Annotated in this window: 11 protein-coding genes; 9 read left to right on the top strand and 2 right to left on the bottom strand. The window is 72.0% G+C overall.

From position 1 onward, the window contains the following. Positions 1–22 precede the first annotated feature (22 nt). The 5 genes from ACU6P3_RS16355 to ACU6P3_RS16335 all read left to right on the top strand — a co-directional run bounded on the left by ACU6P3_RS16355 (position 23) and on the right by ACU6P3_RS16335 (position 6,274). The gene (locus ACU6P3_RS16355) at positions 23–1,306 is read left to right on the top strand and encodes an ROK family transcriptional regulator (protein ID WP_447197744.1); all 1,284 of its coding nucleotides are present in this window, start codon (positions 23–25) and stop codon (positions 1,304–1,306) included. Between the two features lie 172 nt (positions 1,307–1,478). Continuing rightward, positions 1,479–2,756 carry an ABC transporter substrate-binding protein gene (locus ACU6P3_RS16350; RefSeq protein WP_447197743.1) on the top strand — a complete coding sequence of 426 codons (1,278 nt, stop codon included), beginning with the start codon at positions 1,479–1,481 and terminating at the stop codon, positions 2,754–2,756. A 5-nt stretch (positions 2,757–2,761) separates the two neighbouring features. Further along, complete coding sequence (locus ACU6P3_RS16345) at positions 2,762–3,748, top strand: carbohydrate ABC transporter permease (protein WP_447197742.1); 987 nt, start codon at positions 2,762–2,764, stop codon at positions 3,746–3,748. 199 nt (positions 3,749–3,947) lie between these two features. Next, on the top strand, positions 3,948–4,739 hold the full coding sequence (locus tag ACU6P3_RS16340; RefSeq protein WP_447197741.1) for a carbohydrate ABC transporter permease: 792 nt from the start codon (positions 3,948–3,950) through the stop codon (positions 4,737–4,739). A gap of 77 nt (positions 4,740–4,816) precedes the next feature. Then, positions 4,817–6,274 (top strand): DUF4832 domain-containing protein, encoded by a 1,458-nt coding sequence (locus ACU6P3_RS16335; protein WP_447197740.1) that lies wholly within the window; start codon positions 4,817–4,819, stop codon positions 6,272–6,274. 143 nt (positions 6,275–6,417) lie between these two features. Here the strand turns inward: ACU6P3_RS16335 and ACU6P3_RS16330 are convergent, their stop codons facing one another. Both ACU6P3_RS16330 and ACU6P3_RS16325 read right to left on the bottom strand, forming a co-directional pair. Further along, complete coding sequence (locus ACU6P3_RS16330) at positions 6,418–7,962, bottom strand: M28 family metallopeptidase (RefSeq protein WP_447197739.1); 1,545 nt, start codon at positions 7,960–7,962, stop codon at positions 6,418–6,420. Between the two features lie 171 nt (positions 7,963–8,133). Continuing rightward, the gene (locus ACU6P3_RS16325) at positions 8,134–8,766 is read right to left on the bottom strand and encodes an HhH-GPD-type base excision DNA repair protein (protein ID WP_447197738.1); all 633 of its coding nucleotides are present in this window, start codon (positions 8,764–8,766) and stop codon (positions 8,134–8,136) included. 230 nt (positions 8,767–8,996) lie between these two features. Here ACU6P3_RS16325 and ACU6P3_RS16320 point away from each other — a divergent pair, with 230 nt between their 5' ends. From ACU6P3_RS16320 to ACU6P3_RS16305, 4 genes are all read left to right on the top strand, one after another. After that, the gene (locus ACU6P3_RS16320; protein WP_447197737.1) at positions 8,997–11,309 is read left to right on the top strand and encodes a terpene synthase family protein; all 2,313 of its coding nucleotides are present in this window, start codon (positions 8,997–8,999) and stop codon (positions 11,307–11,309) included. Positions 11,310–11,464: 155 nt separating this feature from the next. Beyond that, entirely contained in the window at positions 11,465–12,787 is a 1,323-nt protein-coding gene (locus tag ACU6P3_RS16315; RefSeq protein WP_447197916.1) for a beta-ketoacyl-ACP synthase 3, read from the top strand. Beyond that, positions 12,693–13,952, top strand: coding sequence for a beta-ketoacyl-[acyl-carrier-protein] synthase family protein (locus ACU6P3_RS16310; protein WP_447197736.1), 1,260 nt, complete (start codon positions 12,693–12,695; stop codon positions 13,950–13,952). The genes ACU6P3_RS16315 and ACU6P3_RS16310 overlap by 95 nt, the downstream gene beginning before the upstream one ends. A 196-nt stretch (positions 13,953–14,148) precedes the next feature. Then, positions 14,149–16,296 (top strand): acyl-CoA dehydrogenase family protein, encoded by a 2,148-nt coding sequence (locus ACU6P3_RS16305; protein ID WP_447197915.1) that lies wholly within the window; start codon positions 14,149–14,151, stop codon positions 16,294–16,296. Positions 16,297–16,436 lie beyond the last annotated feature (140 nt).

Genomic DNA, 16,436 nt, shown 5'->3' with positions numbered 1-16,436 from the left:
CGGCCGGCCTCAAGGGTGTGTCATGACCGAGAATCCGGGTGGCGGAGATCTGTCCCAGCTCCGTCGGCTCAACGCGCTGGCCGTGCTCGACGCCCTGCGCGGGGAACCGGCCCTGGCCCTGACCCTGACCGAGCTCGCCGGGCGTACCGGCCTGTCCCGGGCGTCCACCGAGGACGTGGTGCGGGAGCTGGTGGAGCGCGGCTGGGTGGCGGAGGTCGCGCCGGCGCCGGGCACGCTGGGGCGCCCCGCGCGCCGCTACCGGTTCCGCTCGGACGCCGGCCGGGTGCTCGGGGTCGACATCGGGGGGCACAAGGTGCTGGCCATGGTGGCGGACCTGGACGGCGAGGTCCGGCACGGCGCGCGGGTGGCCGTCACCCCGGCGATGGGCCGCACGCGGCGGCTGGCCGCCGTGGACGAGGCCGTCCGCGCGGCGCTGGCCGGGGCGGGTACGGACGCCGCCGGCGTCTGGGCGACCGGGGTGGCCACGACGGGGCTGGTCGACGGCACGGGCCGGGTCATGCTCTCGGAGGCGCTGCCGGAGTGGACGGGGCTCGACGTGGCCGGGCACGTCGGCGGACTGGTGGCGGGTCCGGTCCTGGTGGAGAACGACGCCAAGCTGGCCGCGCTGGCCGAGTCCTGGCGCGGGGTGGCGCGGCACGCCAAGGACGTGGTGTTCCTGCTCGCGGGGTTGCGCACGGGCACCGGTCTGATCATCGACGGCAAGCTCCACCGGGGTTTCGGGAACGCGGCGGGCGAGATCGGCGCCCTGCCCGCGGTCGGCTGGCTGCGTGCCCCCGGGCACCTGCGGGCCTGGCGGGCCGGGGCCGGGGCGGGAGGAGGAGCGGACGCCGGTGAACGCGTGAGCCCGGGGGGCGACGCGGACGGCGGTGCGGGCCGGGGCGGGGGCGGCGATGCGGGCGCGGGCCGGGGCGGCGTCGATCCGCAGGACGCCGTCGAGGCCGTCTTCCGGGCCGCGCGGAGTGGTGACCGTACGGCTCTCGCGGCCGTACGGCGCTACGTCCGTGCCCTCGCCGTCGGCACCTCGGCCCTCGTCCTCACGCTGGATCCCGAACTGGTCGTGGTCGGGGGCGGGATCTCCCGTGCCGGCGACCTCGTCACCGAACCGCTGCGGCGCGAGCTGGACCGCTGGTGCATCCGTACGCCCGAGGTCAGGGTCTCCCGCTTCGGCGACGAGGGCGTGGCCCTGGGCGCGCTGCGGCTGGCGCTGGACCACGTCGACCGCGGTCTGCGCGCACCGGGGGAGATCGCCCCGGCCGAAAGCTTCCGGCCGCCGGGCCGCGCCTGACCGACCGTACTGCGGCCCGTCGGCCCGTCGGCCCGGCGGTCCGCATCGTAACCCGTCTCTTACCTGCCGGGCTCTTGACTTACTTTCCCTGGTCTCCATAGTTAATACAACTTCGCGGCCCCGGCGACGCGTTGCTGTCCCCGGTGCGCCTCGTTCATGAGGAGGACTGGGCATGGGGAAGGCAGCGCGCTGGTGCGCGGGGGCGCTGGGGGTGGTGCTGGCGCTCTCCGGCTGTTCGGGCGGGGGAACGGGCGCCGGGGGCGTCGGAAGCGGCGGCAAGGGCGGCAAGGTCGAGTTGTCGTACGCCGCCTGGGACACGAACCAGAAGAAGGTCCTGGAGCAACTGGGCCGGGAGTTCACCGGGACGCACCCGAACGTGACGGTCAAGGTGCAGCTCACCCCGTGGACCGAGTACTTCAACAAGCTCAAGACCTCCGTCACCGGAGGGTCCGCGCCCGACGTCTTCTGGATGAACGGTCCGTACTTCCGGCTCTACGCGTCCAATGGCGTCATCCGCCCGCTGGACAAGGAGGTCGCCGAGGACAAGGTCGATCTCTCCGTCTATCCGAAGGCCCTGATCGATCTGTACACGTACGACGGAAAGCTCTACGGGCTGCCGAAGGACATGGACACGATCGGGGTCTGGTACAACAAGGCGCTCTTCGACGCACGCGGCGTCGACCACCCCGCCCCGGACTGGACCTGGAGCGATTTCAACAGGACGGCGGCCGAGCTGACCGATCCCGGCAAGGGCGTCTACGGCGCGGCGGCGCCGCTGACCAGCTTCCAGGAGTACCAGTACAACACCATCGCCCAGGCGGGCGGTTACGTCATATCCCCCGACGGCAAGAAGTCCGGTTACGACCAACCCGAGACCATCAAAGGGCTGGAGTTCTGGACAGACCTGATCGAAAAGAAACACTCGCCCGATCTTCAGACCATGACGGACACGAGCCCCCTCCAGCTTTTCGAGGCGGGCAAGCTCGCCATGTACTGGGGCGGATCCTGGAACGCGGGCGAGTTCTCGGCGAACGAGTACACCAAGGACAAGGTCGACGTCGCGCCGCTCCCCCGGGGCGAGAAGCGCGCCACCGTCATCCACGGGGTGGCCAATGTGGTCTCCGCCACGACCGACCACCCCAGGGAGGCGTGGGAGTTCGTCGAATTCCTCGGTTCCGAGCAGGCGGCACTCGCCATCGGCCGCAGCGGCCCGCTCCCCGCGCGGGACGGAACGCAGCAGGCATGGGTGAAGGACCACCCGCGGTTCGCGCTCACGACGTTCCTGGACGCCGTCGACTACGCGGTGCCCTTCCCCGTGTCGGAGAACACCGCCGCGTGGAACGAGGCCGAACTCACCCACCTCACCCAGGCATGGACCGGTGAGCGGACGGCCGGCGAGGCGTCCGCCGAACTCGCCCGCACGATGAACGACCTGCTGGCCAGGGAGTGAGGGGCATGACCAGCACCGAAGGACACGAGTCCGGACCCCGGCGCGCGAGATCCGCCCCGGCGTCCGGGGCGCCCCGGCCCGGCGGGTGGCGCCCGCGCCGGGACCGGGTGACCGAGGCCCTGTGGGGGTACGCGTTCATCGCGCCCGCCGCGCTGGGCCTCGCGGTCTTCTACCTGTGGCCCGTCCTCCAGACCGGCTACTTCTCGTTCACCCAGTGGGGCGTCTTCGGCGGCCACACCTGGACCGGACTCGACAACTACCACCGCCTGCTGACCGACCCGGAGGTCGCGCAGTCGCTGGTCAACACGTTGGCGTACACCGCTCTCGGCCTGGTCGGCATCCCGCTCGCCATCGTCTTCGCCGCACTCCTCAACCGGGAGGGCCTGCGCGGTACGGGCGTCTACCGCACCCTGTTCTTCCTGCCCGTCGTCACCATGCCGGTGGCCGTCGCCATGGTCTGGCGCTGGCTCTACAACGGCGAATACGGCCTGATCAACCATGCGCTGGCGCTGGTCGGCATCGACGGGCCGCACTGGATCGCGGACCCGGACACGGCACTGTTCGCGCTGGCCGCGGTCGGGGTCTGGAGCAGCCTCGGCTACAACCTGATCATCTTCCTGGCGGGCATCCAGGCGATACCCAAGGAGTTCTACGACGCCGCCGCCATCGACGGCGCCGGACCGGTCCGGCAGTTCTTCCGGATCACGCTCCCGCTGCTGTCACCCACCGCGTTCTTCGTGTCGGTCATCTCGGTGATCGGCTCCCTGCAGCTCTTCGACCTGGTCTACGTGCTGGCGGGCTCGGGTCTGACCGGCCGGGCGAATCCGGCGTTCCCCCGGATCCAGACGGTCGTCCAGCTCTTCTACGACCGGGCCTTCCTGACCGACGACCGGGGCTACGCGGCGGCGATCGTGATGATGCTGCTGGTCGTCATCGTGGCCCTGACGGCCCTCCAGTTCCGGGTGCAGAAGAGGTGGGTGCACTATGGCTGAGGTCCGTCCGAGAGCCGTGGCGGCGACGGGAGCCGGGGCAGAGGCAGGGGCCGTGCCGGGGGCCGGGGCCGGGCCGGGCGCCGCGCCGGGTCCAGGGACAGGGCCCGGGGCCGGGAACGCGCCGGGGGCCGGGTCCGCGCCCGGGGCTCGTGCCCACAAGGGCGGCCGTGCCCGGTCCCGCCGCCCGTCGCACGTCGGCGTGCACGCCATCCTGATCCCCGCCTCCCTGGTGATGATCGCGCCGTTCCTCTGGCAGATCATCACCTCGCTGAAGACGCTCTCCAGCGCCACCCGGGTCCCGCCGTCGCTGCTGCCGGAGGGCCGCTGGGACAACTACGGCCGGATGTTCGACCTGTTGCCGTTCAGCGACCAGTTCCTCAACACCGCGCTGATGGCGGCGGGCCGTACGGCCGGTCAGATCCTGCTGTGCCCGCTGGCCGCCTACGCGTTCGCAAGGCTGCGGTTCCCCGGGCGCTCGGTGCTGTTCGGGCTCTTCCTGTCCGTACTGATGGTGCCGCCGCAGCTGTTCGTCCTCCCGCAGTACGAGATCATGGCGTCGCTCGGCTGGCTCAACTCCCTCCAGGCCCTGATCCTGCCGGGGATGTTCAGCGCCTTCGGCGTCTTCCTCCTGCGGCAGTTCTTCCTGGGCCTGCCGCGCGAACTGGAGGAGGCGGCACGCCTCGACGGTGCCGGTCCGCTGCGGACCTACTGGTACGTCATGCTGCCCCTGGCACGCCCCGGGGTGATCGCGATGTCCGTACTGGCGCTCCTATGGTCGTGGAACGATCTGTTCTGGCCCTTGGTGGTCAACACCGATCCGGAGAAGATGACGCTCTCGGCGGGACTCGCGGCCCTCCAGGGGCAGTTCCAGACCGACTACCCCGTGCTGATGGCGGGCTCGCTGCTCGCCTCGCTGCCGGTGATCGCGGCCTTCGCGCTGCTCCAGCGCCAGTTCGTCCAGGGCATCGCGCACACGGGCGTCAAGGGCTGACCGGCTGACCGGCTGACCGGCCCCTTACGAAGCCGCCTCACGAAGTCCCCTCACATCCCCCGAAGGGAATCACCAGAATGAAGAGACCAGCACGTCGTCCGTCGCTCCGCGCGGGGCTGACGGCGACGGCCCTCATGGGCGCCCTGCTCGTCGGCGCCTCGCCCGTCTCCGCGCAGGTCGCGGAGGGCGGCCGGAGTGCGGGTACCGCGGATACCGCCCGGCCGGCCCAGATGGCAGGGGCGGCCGGGGCGGGCGCCGTCTCGGTGACGTACCCCGGGACCACCGACGGCTTCGCCAACCCCGAGCGCGGCTTCTACCGCCACACGTCCCGGTGCGACCAGAGCGACTTCGACGCGGCCACCCTGCGCGGCTACCGCGTCAACGAGGGCGTGTCGCTGGTGATGTGCGTCTTCTACCTGGAGGAGTTCAAGAACAGCGCCATCAGCCAGACCGCCCTGAACCGGCTCCAGCGGCAGTTCGACGCCGTACGGCAGGCGGGGCTCAAGACGATCGTGCGGTTCGCCTACACGGAGTCGGCGGACGGCGTCGACGCGCCCAAGGACCGCGTGCTCGCGCACCTGGACCAGCTCGGGCCGTACCTCAGCGCGAACAGCGACGTGATCAACGTCGTGCAGGCGGGCTTCGTCGGCGCCTGGGGCGAGGGGTACTACACCAAGAACTTCGGTGATGCGGGCAAGGTGACCACCGCCGACTGGGCCAACCGCAAGGCCGTCGTCGACAAGACGCTCGGCGTGCTGCCCTCGACGCGCATGGTGCAACTGCGGACGCCGAAGTACAAGCGCACGATGTACGGCACGTCCGCGCTCCCGGCCGGCCAGGCGTACAACGGCTCGACGAACGCCCGGCTCGGACACCACAACGACTGCTTCCTCGCCAGCGCGGACGACTACGGTACGTACGAGAACCCCGCCGTCGAATACCCCTACCTGGCCTCCGAGACGTCCTACCTGGCGATGGGCGGCGAGACCTGCGGGGTCAACGCCCCCCGGACGAGCTGTCCCACCACTCTCTCCGAGCTGAGGATGTTCCACTGGTCGTACCTGAACACCGACTACGAGCCCAACGTGATCAACGGCTGGCGCAGCGGTGGCTGCCTGCCCGAGATCACCCGGAACCTGGGCTACCGGTTCGCCCTCCAGAGCGGCACCTACCCGAGTTCGGTGAGCCGGGGCGGCTCCCTGTCGGTGAACTTCACCGTGAGGAACGAGGGATTCGCGGCGCCGTTCAACCCGCGCGGCCTGGAGGTGGTCCTGCGCGACACGTCCACTGCCCAGGTCTACCGGCTCCCGCTGGCGGGTGACCCCCGCACATGGGCCCCGGGCACGACGACCACGGTCGACCGCGGCGTGACCGTGCCGTCCGACGTCCCGGCCGGCACCTACAACCTGCTGCTCAACCTCCCCGACCCGCAGCTGTCGCAGCGGCCCGAGTACTCCATCAGGCTCGCGAACCAGGGCATATGGGAAGCGGCCACGGGCTACAACGACCTGCTGCACACGGTCACCGTGAACTGACCCGAGCCCCTGGCGGCGCCGGGCGAAAGCCCCCTACGGCTTTCGCGTCCGCCGTCGCGTAACCGCGTACGGCGGGCGCGAAAGCCTGGCAGCGGGCCGGGGGCCCCGGGCCTGGGTCAGGTCCGGGGCACGGCGCGTGGTCGTTACGAGCGCGGCTGGTGGCCGTGGGCGTGCGGGGTGCCGCTGGTGGAGCCGGTGGTCTTGAGACCCGGCTCCGTGACCGGCCTGGTCACCGGGCGGAGGTCATGGGCGTAGGTGCCCACCGCGTTGGCGATCACATCGATGTTGATGTCGAGCGCCTTCTTGTTGATGTTGGACAGGTCGTCGCAGGCCGCGTGGTAGCACTTGTCGTACGCCACCCCCGCCTCCCCGCCGTACTTCTTCGCCTGCGCCTCGGTCTTCGTCCCCTCCGCGCCGGTGAACGTGCCGCCCGAGGGAATGCCCACCTCGATGAAGGGGCCGTAGTCCGAGCGGCCGTCGAAGTCCGTGCCCTCGTGCGGAACGTTCCTGCTGTCGAGGAAGTCCGTGATCCCCTTCTCCAGCTGGGCGCTTCCCTCCGGGCCGGGGCCCGAGCCCACGCCGTCCGAGTTGTCGCCGTCGTAGACGAACTGGGCGTAGTTCGGCGAGGCGATCATGTCGAAGTTGAGGTAGAGCGCGATGTCCTCGCGCTGCTCGGCGGTGAGGTCCTTGACGTACGCCTCGGCGCCCAGCAGCCCCAGTTCCTCCGCCGACCACCACGCGAAGCGCACCTTGTTCGCCGGCTTCTCGTGCGTCTTCGCCAGCTGGAGAGCCACCTCCAGCAGCCCCGCCGACCCTGATCCGTTGTCGTTGATGCCGGGGCCCTGGGTGACCGAGTCGAGGTGCGAGCCGAGCATCACCGTACGGTCGGCCCGGCCGCCCCTGGTCTCGGCGACGACGTTCCGGGTCTGGCGCTGCTCCTGGAGCTGGCGGATGTCCAGGGAGACCGTGACGGGTCCCTTCCCGGCCTCCGCGGCGAGGGCCTCACCCTCGGCCTTCGTGATGCCGCCGGTGGGGATCACGCCCGCGTTCGGGTCGCCGAGCGTGCCGTTGAGGGCGCCCTCGGTGTTGTTGTAGATCACCGCGCCGACGGCACCCGCCGCGCCCGCCTGCTTCTGCTTGTCCGCGAAGGTGCAGCCGCCGCGCTGGATCAGCGCGATCTTGCCGGTGAACGCTCCCGAGGCGTAGTCGCCCGGTTCGCACCCCGTGGTGGCGTCGACCGGGACGGGCACGAGGTCGGCCTTGATGCCGCCCTCCGGCGTGGACTTGGTGTACGACAGGGCGCTGATCGTGACGTCGCGCGGAGTCGGCGCGGTGACGGACAGCTTTTCGGCCAGGGTCTCGATGTACGTGATCTCGAAGGTGTCGTAGGAGACCTGGTAGCCGGCCTTCTTGAGCAGGTCGTGGACGTACGTGGCCGAGGCGTCGTGGCCGGGCGTGCCCGCCGCCCGGTGGCCGTTGTGGGAGTCCGCGATGGACTGGAACTTCTCCAGGTGCCGGTAGGCGCCCTTGGCACCGGCCTCACGGACCAGTTTCTTCGCCAGTCTGCTCGCTTCCTTCGCCGGGTCCGCCGGCCGTGCGGTGGCCGGGGAGGAGGCGGACAGCAGGAGCGGGGTGGCGAGCGCCGTGGCGGCCGCGATTGCCAGAAGCCTGCGGGGAGTTGCGGTCACAAGAGTCCTTCCGATGCGAACAGATGTGAACGAACGTGAGGGGCGTGACCGAAAACTAGCCATGAGGGTGCGTGCATGTGAACAGCTGTGTCACAGGTCACGGGGTCGTATGGGGAGGATCGGGTGTGGAACGGGCGCGGAACCGGCGCGGAACGAGCCGGGGCCCGGCTCCTATGGCGTCTTTCGCGTCTTCGGTGTCTTCGGCGTCCCCGGGGCCTTCGCGGTCTTGGCCGCCTTCGCCGCCCGTTTCGTCTCCTGCTTGAACGCCCGGACCTTCGCCAGCGATTCGGGCCCGGTGATGTCGGCGGCCGAACGGTACGAACCCTCGTCGCCGTACGCGCCGGCCGCCTCCCGCCAGCCCTGGGGCCGTACACCGAACTGTTTGCCCAGCAGCGCCAGGAAGATCTGTGACTTCTGCGCTCCGAAGCCCGGCAGGGCGTTCAGCCGCTCCCGCAGCTCCTTGCCGGTGGCGACATCGCGCCAGATGGCGGTCGGATCGCCGTCGTAGTGCTCGACCAGGTACTGGCAGAGCTGCTGCACGCGCCCGGCCATGGAGCCCGGGTAGCGGTGCACCGCGGGTTTCCCGCTGAGCAGCGCGGCGAAGGACTCGGGGTCGTACGCGGCGACGCGGTGCGCGTCGAGATCGTCCGTGCCCATGCGGACGGCGATCGTGTACGGGCCGGTGAAGGCCCATTCCATGGGGATCTGCTGGTCCAGCAGCATGCCGACCAATGCGGCCAGCGGGCTGCGGCCGAGCAGCTCGTCGGCCTCGGGCTGCTGCGCGAGACGGATGGCGGGGCTCATGTCCCGATGATCGCGCGGGTCCGGCCGCGCCGCATGCGCATGGCCCCGTCCGGCCCCCCTCAATCGGTTCATATGACTTATTGGGACGTGTGGATGGCGGCTCGGCGTGGCGGGTAGTGCTCGGTCAACGGGGTGGCAAGGCAAGGGGCGGTTCGCGGTGCGGTTTCCTGCTGGGCTCACTCCCGTCGAAGGGGAGCAAATCCCGGAACCATCGGAAAGGCCGGGCGCCCGTGACACAGCCCTTTGAACTGCCGGATTTCTACATGGCGTATCCGGCCCGACTCAACCCTCGCCTCCAGGAGGCCAGAGAGCACTCCAAGAAGTGGGCCAGGGGCATGGGCATGCTGGAGGGATCGGGGGTCTGGGAGGAGGCCGACCTGGATTCCCATGACTACGCCCTGCTGTGCTCGTACACCCACCCGGACTGTGACGGCCCGACGTTGTCCCTGGTCACGGAATGGTATGTGTGGGTCTTCTTCTTCGACGACCATTTCCTGGAGGTCTACAAACGGCCCCAGGACCGCGCGGGCGGAAAGGCATATCTCGAACGACTGGCCGATTTCATGCCGATGGAGCTGGCGGCGGGATTTCCCGAGCCGGCCAATCCGGTCGAGGCCGGACTGGCCGACCTCTGGGCCCGTACGGTCCCGAGCATGTCCCTGGCCTGGCGGAAGCGGTTCGCCGAGTCCACCGAGAACCTGCTGAACGAGTCCGACTGGGAACTCGCGAACATCAACGCGCACCGGATCGCGAATCCGGTCGAGTACATCGACATGCGCCGCAAGGTCGGCGGCGCGCCCTGGTCCGCCGGGCTCGTCGAGTACGCGGCGGGCGCCGAGGTCCCCGCGGAGATCGCCGCGTCCCGGCCGATGCGGGTCCTCAAGGACACCTTCTCGGACGCCGTCCACCTGCGGAACGACCTGTTCTCCTACCAGCGGGAGATCGAGGAGGAGGGGGAGCTGAGCAACGGTGTGCTCGTCCTGGAGACGTTCCTGGGCTGTACGACCCAGGAGGCGGCCGACGCCGTCAACGATCTGCTGACCTCGCGCGTCCAGCAGTTCGAGAACACCGCTCTGACGGAACTGGGGCCGCTCTTCGCGGAGAAGGGCCTGACACCGCGGCAGTGCGCCGACACCCTGGCGTATGTGAAGGGCCTCCAGGACTGGCAGTCGGGCGGCCATGAATGGCACATGCGCTCCAGCCGCTACATGAACGGCGCGGGCGGCGACGGGGGCGCCGGGCCGGCCGGAGTCGCCCTGCCCGGGGGCACGGCCTTCGCCATGACGCCCGTCGGCTTCGGCACGTCCGCGGCCGACATCCTCCGGACCATCGGCGCCGGCCGCGCGGCGCGGGCGCGCAGCTTCAGCCATGTCCCGTTCCAGCACGTCGGGCCCTCCGTCCTGCCGGCCTTCCGGATGCCGTTCCCCCTCGCGCTGAGCCCGCACCTGGAGCGCGCGCGGGAGCACGCGGTGGAGTGGGCGCACCGGACGGGAATGCTGGAGCCCCGGCCCGGGGCGGGTCGCTCCGGCGTCTGGGACGAGAAGCGGCTCCGACGGATCGACCCGCCGCTGTGTGCCGCCGGTATCCGTCCCGACGCCACCCCGGAGGAGCTCGATCTGACCTCGGACTGGCTGACCTGGGGCATGTACGGCGGCGACTGCTTCCCGGCGGTCTTCGGCGCCGGCCACGACCTGGCGGGCGTGGCGGTCCGCAGCCGGCGGTTCTCGCTGTTCATGCCGATCGACATGGCCCCGACACCGCCTCCGGCCGGGGCGCTGGAGAGGGGCCTGGCCGATCTCTGGGCCCGGACGGCGGGGCCGATGGACGTGGCCGAGCGGCAGGCGCTCCGGGCGGCGGTCGAGGAGATGACCGCGAGTTGGCTGTGGCAGCTGGCGAACCGGGCGCAGCACCGGATCCCCGACCCCGTCGACTTCATCGAGACGCGCCGGCGGGCCTTCGGCTCCGCCATGACGATGAGCCTGTGCCGGACCGGGCACCCGCGGACGGCGCGGCCGGAGATCTTCCGGAGCGGCCCGATGAGGGCGCTGGAGAACGCGGCGCAGGACTACGTCTCCCTGCTGAACGACGTGTTCTCGTACCAGAAGGAGGTCGAGTTCGAAGGGGAGATCCACAACGGAGTGCTCGTCGTGCGGAACTTCTTCGACTGCGACTATCCGACGGCTCTCACGATCGTCGATGACCTGATGAACTCGCGAATGGGACAGTTCCAGCATGTCGTGGCCCATGAACTTCCCGTGCTGTACGACGACTTCGGGCTGGACGCCGAGGCGCGGAGGGAACTGGACGGTCATGTGAGGGATCTGGAGAACTGGCTGTCCGGCATCCTCAACTGGCACCACCACTGCAAGCGGTACAAGGAGGAGGAACTGATCGAGGACCTTACGGGGCGGGCGAGTTGGCTGCCGACCCTGCCCGGCGGGATCGGTACGTCGGGAATCGGTATGTCGGCGGCGCGGCTCCGGTTGCCCGGCTGGGAGCCCACCCGGCCCGCCGCGCCGCCTGTCGCCCGTATGGCGCAGTAACCCGATTGTGCGCGGGACCGTTTGTCATCCGGTCGAAGTGATCCGTGTGATCGCTGTGATCGTCAACCGGATGGGGGCCGCGCGTGACGAGCGAATACGCAGGGGAGGGGCCCGGGGCGGGGCGGGCGCCGCGGGCCCGTCCGGTACGGGCGGCGGTGTTGGAGGCCGTCGCCGGGTGGGTGCCCGGACGGCCCGTCCGCAACGAGGAGTTGCCCGCCGAGTGGGGCGTGGACGACGCCTGGGTCCGCACCCGTACGGGCATCGCCGGCCGGCACCGCGCGGGGCCGGGGGTCTCGACGGGCGACCTCGCGTACGAGGCGGCGCGGCTGCTGCTGCCCGGTGACGCCGACGGAGGGGATGACAACAGAGGGGATGACCGCGCGGGCGCCGGCGTGGGTACGGGCGCGCGCGTGGGCGTGGGTACGGGCGTTGGCGCGGGTGCTGGGGAGGGGTTCCTCGCGGCGGACGCCTCCGCCGCGGGCGCCGCCGTGGACGCTGTCGTCCTGGCCACGGCCACGCCCGACCATCCCTGCCCGGGCACGGCGCCCGCGCTGGCGGCGCGGCTGGGGCTGGGACCGGTACCGGCGTTCGACATCGGGGCCGTGTGCAGCGGCTTCGTCTACGGTCTCGCGGTCTGCCGGGGGCTGGTGGGCTCGGGGCTGTACGACCGGGTGCTGCTGGTGGGCGCGGACGTGTACTCGACCTTGCTGGACCCTCGCGACCGCGCGTCGGGCGTGGTGTTCGGGGACGGGGCCGGCGCGGCGCTGATCGGCGTGGGCGGCCCCGGCGACCCCGGGGAACTGCTCGCCTTCGACCTCGGCAGCGACGGTGCGGGGTACGACCTGATCACCGTGGCCGGCGGCGGGGCGCGGGACCGGGCCCGGCCCCGGGCGGCGGACGGGGCGCCCGCCCGGGAGGACACGTACTTCCGGATGCGGGGCCGCGCGGTCTACCAGCACGCTGTCGAGCGGATGACGGCTTCCTGCCGCTCCCTGCTGACCACGGTGGGCTGGGACCCGGCCGAGGTGGACCACTTCGTTCCCCACCAGGCCAATGCCCGGATCCTGCGGGCCGTCGCCCAGCGGGTGGGCATCGGGGAGCGGCGCTGTGTGACGCATCTGGACCGGGTGGGCAACACGGGTGCCGCCTCCATTCCCCTGGCCCTGGCGGACGCCGCCGTGCGGGGACGTTTCCGCACGGGCGACCGCGTGCTGCTCACCGCCTTCGGCGGCGGCCTCACCTGGGGCACGGCGGTGCTCCGCTGGCCGGCGGTGGACATGCGCGCGGCGGTGCCCCCGGAGCGGACGGCGTGCCGCCCGGGGCCGGTGACGTGCCGCCCCCTCAACTCTCCAACCACAGAATCCCCGAGGGAAGGAAAAGAGCATGACGCAGAGAGCCGACCGGGCCGGCGGGAGCGGGCCGTACGGCGGACCGGTCGCGGTGACCGGGCTCGGGGTGGTGACCCCCGCGGGCGGTGATGAGCGCGCGTTCTGGGCCGGCCTGTGCGAGGGGCGGTCCGTCGCGCGCCGCCGCCCCGAACTGGCGGGCGCGCCCGTCGACTTCACGTGCGCGGTCGACGACCTGGACCTGGACGCGCTGGTCGGCGGGCGGTCGGTGTGGCGGATGGCGCGCTTCGTGAAACTGGCGCTGATCGCCGCCCGGCAGGCCGTATCGGACGCCGGGCACGACCCGCTGGCCTGGGACGGCGGCCGGGTGGCCGTGGTGCTCGGCGTGGGCGTCGGCGGGGTCTCTGTCCTGGTCGACAACGCGCTGAAGATGCGGGCGGACGGCCCCCAGTCCGTCTCACCCGCGCTGGTGCCGATGATGATCCCGAACGCGGCGGCGGGCGAGGTCGCCATCGCGCTCAGGGCCAAGGGCCCGAGCCTCGCCCCGGCGACGGCCTGCGCGTCCGGGGCGACCGCCATCGCCGTGGCGCGCGACCTGCTGGTGACCGGGCAGTGCGACGTGGCGGTCGCCGGGGGTGCCGAGTCCGTGCTGACGCCGCTGGTGGTGACGGCTTTCGCGCGGATGGGCGCGCTGTCGACGCGCAAGGGCGACCCGGCGGTGGCCTCCCGGCCGTTCGCCTCCGACCGGGACGGCTTCGTGATCGGCGAGGGCGCCGCGACGGTGGTCCTGGAGCGGGAGGCGGACGCGCGGGCCCGGGGACGCGCGCCGCGGGCGCTGCTGGCCGGCGCCGGTTCCAGCACGGACGCCCACCACCCCACCGCGCCGTCGCCGGACGGCAGGGGCGCGCAGGCGGCGGTGGAGGCGGCGCTGCGGGACGCGGACTGGAGTCCGTACGACGTCGCTCACGTGAACGCGCACGGCACCTCCACCCCGCTCAACGACGCCATGGAGGCCACGCTCATCGGCCGGGTCTTCCCGCACCGCCCGCCGGTCACGGCCCCGAAGGGCGTGGTCGGACACACCCTGGCGGCGGCCGGGGCGATCGACGCGGTGGCGACGGTCCTGACGCTGGAGCATGGCCTGATTCCGCCGATCGCCAACCTTGACGCGCCCGCCGTGGAGTTCGACCTGGACTGCGTGGTGAAGGAGGGGCGGCGGCAGCGGGTGGAGACCGCGATCAGTCACTCTTTCGGGTTCGGTGGGCACAATGTGGCGCTGGCGTTCCGGCGCGTGTGAACGAGGTACGGCCCGGGGCCTGGGCAGAGTTTGTACCGCGCGTGAACAAGGCGCGGCACCAGGGAGTTTGTGCACGTGCGCGACCTGTTGCACATCGGAGCGCAAGGGTGCTCACCGAACGAATGTCTTGGTTGGTTGACTGCTGAATAGTCGTTTCTTCGCCATGCCTTTGGTCGTTCACTCTCGTGTGACCGCGATGCTCAACAACACCGTCGAGGAACCCCTGTCCGCCCCGTCCGTGCCGTCGGTGCCGTCCGGCTCCCCCGTCCTGCCGTCCCCTCTGGTGGAGCGACTGACGCGCGTCCTGTTCGGCACCCGCGCCGACTTCACCCGCGCCCGCTTCGACCGGGAGCACGGACCGTGGCGTCGGCTCGCCGCGGCGGAGATGTTCCGGAGCAGACCCGGAGCATCGGCGGAGGAGCGGCTGTCCCTGGCGTACGGGCGGTTGCGGTCCGTCAACGCCTCGCTGAGCGACGGGCCGGCGGGTCTCGTCGCCGACGTGCGCGCGCTCGCCGCGCTGCACGAGTGGCTGGGGCCGGTCGATCCCGCGTTCACGACGGTCGCGGGCATCCACTACAACCTCTTCCTGGGCAGCCTGCTCGACCAGGACCGGGCCGGCGGGCACGGCCCGGACGGCACCGGCCGGGACCTCTCCGACTTCCTGGCGCTGCGCCGGACCGGCACGTTCCTGTGCACGGAGGTGGCCCACGGCAACGACGCCGCCGCCGTGGAGACGACGGCGACGTACGACCGCGAGCGGGACGGCTTCGTACTGCGGACCCCGCATGCCGGGGCGCAGAAGTTCATGCCGAACACCAGCCCGGCCGGGGGTCCCAAGTCCGGGGTGGTGGCCGCCCGGCTGATCATGGACGACGGCGCGGACCAGGGCGTCTTCCTGTTCCTGGCCCCGCTGACCGACGCGGCCGGGGCGCTGCCGGGGGTACGGGTGCGCCGGCTGCCGAACCGCGTCGGCAGCCCGGTGGACCACTGCCTGACCTCGTTCGACGACGTTTTCGTGGCCCGGGACGCCCTGCTGGGCGGTGCGCAGGGGCGCCTCGGCGAGGACGGCACGTTCATCGGCGGCCAGAGCGGCCGGCGGCGCCGCTTCCTGGCCTCGATCGGCCGGGTCACCCCGGGGAAGCTCTCGATGAGCGCCTGCGCGGTCGGCTCGGCGCGTTCCGCGCTGGCCCTGGCCGTGCGGTACGGCGGGCACCGGCTGATCTCCGGAGTCAGGTCCGGCCGGACGGTGCCGGTGTTCGCGCACCGCAGCCACCACGGGCCGCTCGTGGAGGCGCTGGCCACGGTGTACGCGATGACGTTCCTGCACCGTACGGCGGTGGACGCGTGGGAGACGCGCACGGAGCGGACACGGGAGGAGGCCGAGCGGCTGGTCGCGGTCGCCAAGGGCTGGATCAGCTGGCAGGCGCGGACGGTGATCCTCCAGGCGCGGGAGCGCTGCGGGGCGCAGGGGCTGCTGGAGAACAACGGGATGACCGAGCTGATGACGGGGATCGAGGGGGTCATCACGGCGGAGGGCGACAACCTGGCGATCTTCGCGAAGGCGGCGGCGGAGATGCTGGTCCCCGCCAGGCCGGGGCCCGGGCCGGGGGCGAGGCCGGGGCTCGCGGCGAGGCCGGAACCCGCCGCGATGCCGGGGCCGGCCCCGGCATCCGCGCCCGGTCCGGCGACCATGCCCGGTCCGGCGACCGCGCCCGGCCCGGCCACCACGGCCACCGGGGCCGCCCCGGAGCATCAGTCGTTGACCGATCCCCGCTTCCTGAACCAACTCCTCTGGTACATCGAGGAGTTGTGGCTCTCCCGGGCCCGGGAGCGGATGCGGCGGGCACCGCACGGCGACCCGCTGGCGCGCTGGAACGCCGCCTCCGGCGCGGCGCTCCGGGCCGTCGAGGCGTACGCGTACCGACGCGCGGCCGAGGCGTTCGGGGCGGCGGTGCGGGCGGTGCGGGCGGTCGACGCGGTGGAGGCGGCCGGAGCGACGGAGGGTGCTTCGAAAGCCCCGCAGGTGCTGTGCGCCCTGCGACGGCTGTTCGCGCTCCGGTGGATCGACCGCAACAGCGGCGACCTGCTGGCCCGGGGCCGGCTGACCGCCCGTCACCTCGACGAACTGCCCGAGGCCGTGGAACGGCTCGTCGCCGAACTCGCCGGTCACGCCCCCGCCCTGGTCGCCTCCTTCGCCCTGCCCGAGGAGTGGCTCGCCGACCGGCCGATCGCCGGGCCCGGCTACGTCGCCGCCTACGACGACGCGGGTGCGGCCTGGCACGCGGCGCGGCCGGCCGTCGCCCCGGGGGCGGCGCCCCCCGCATCCGTACTGCCGATGCGGTGAAGCCCGGAGGGGCCGCGCCGCCGTCCTCCGTACGCGAGGCGGCGCCGTCCGGCGTCGTACCGGAGCATGGCGTACCCCCTGGTCCGGTGGCGGCCGTGACGGGAGCGCGGTGCCACCGCCGGGCCGGCTCACCCCACGAA

The organism is Streptomyces hebeiensis (assembly GCF_052983195.1).
Note: the sequence above shows the minus strand (reverse complement) of the source record. Positions and strands in the feature narration are given on the sequence as shown.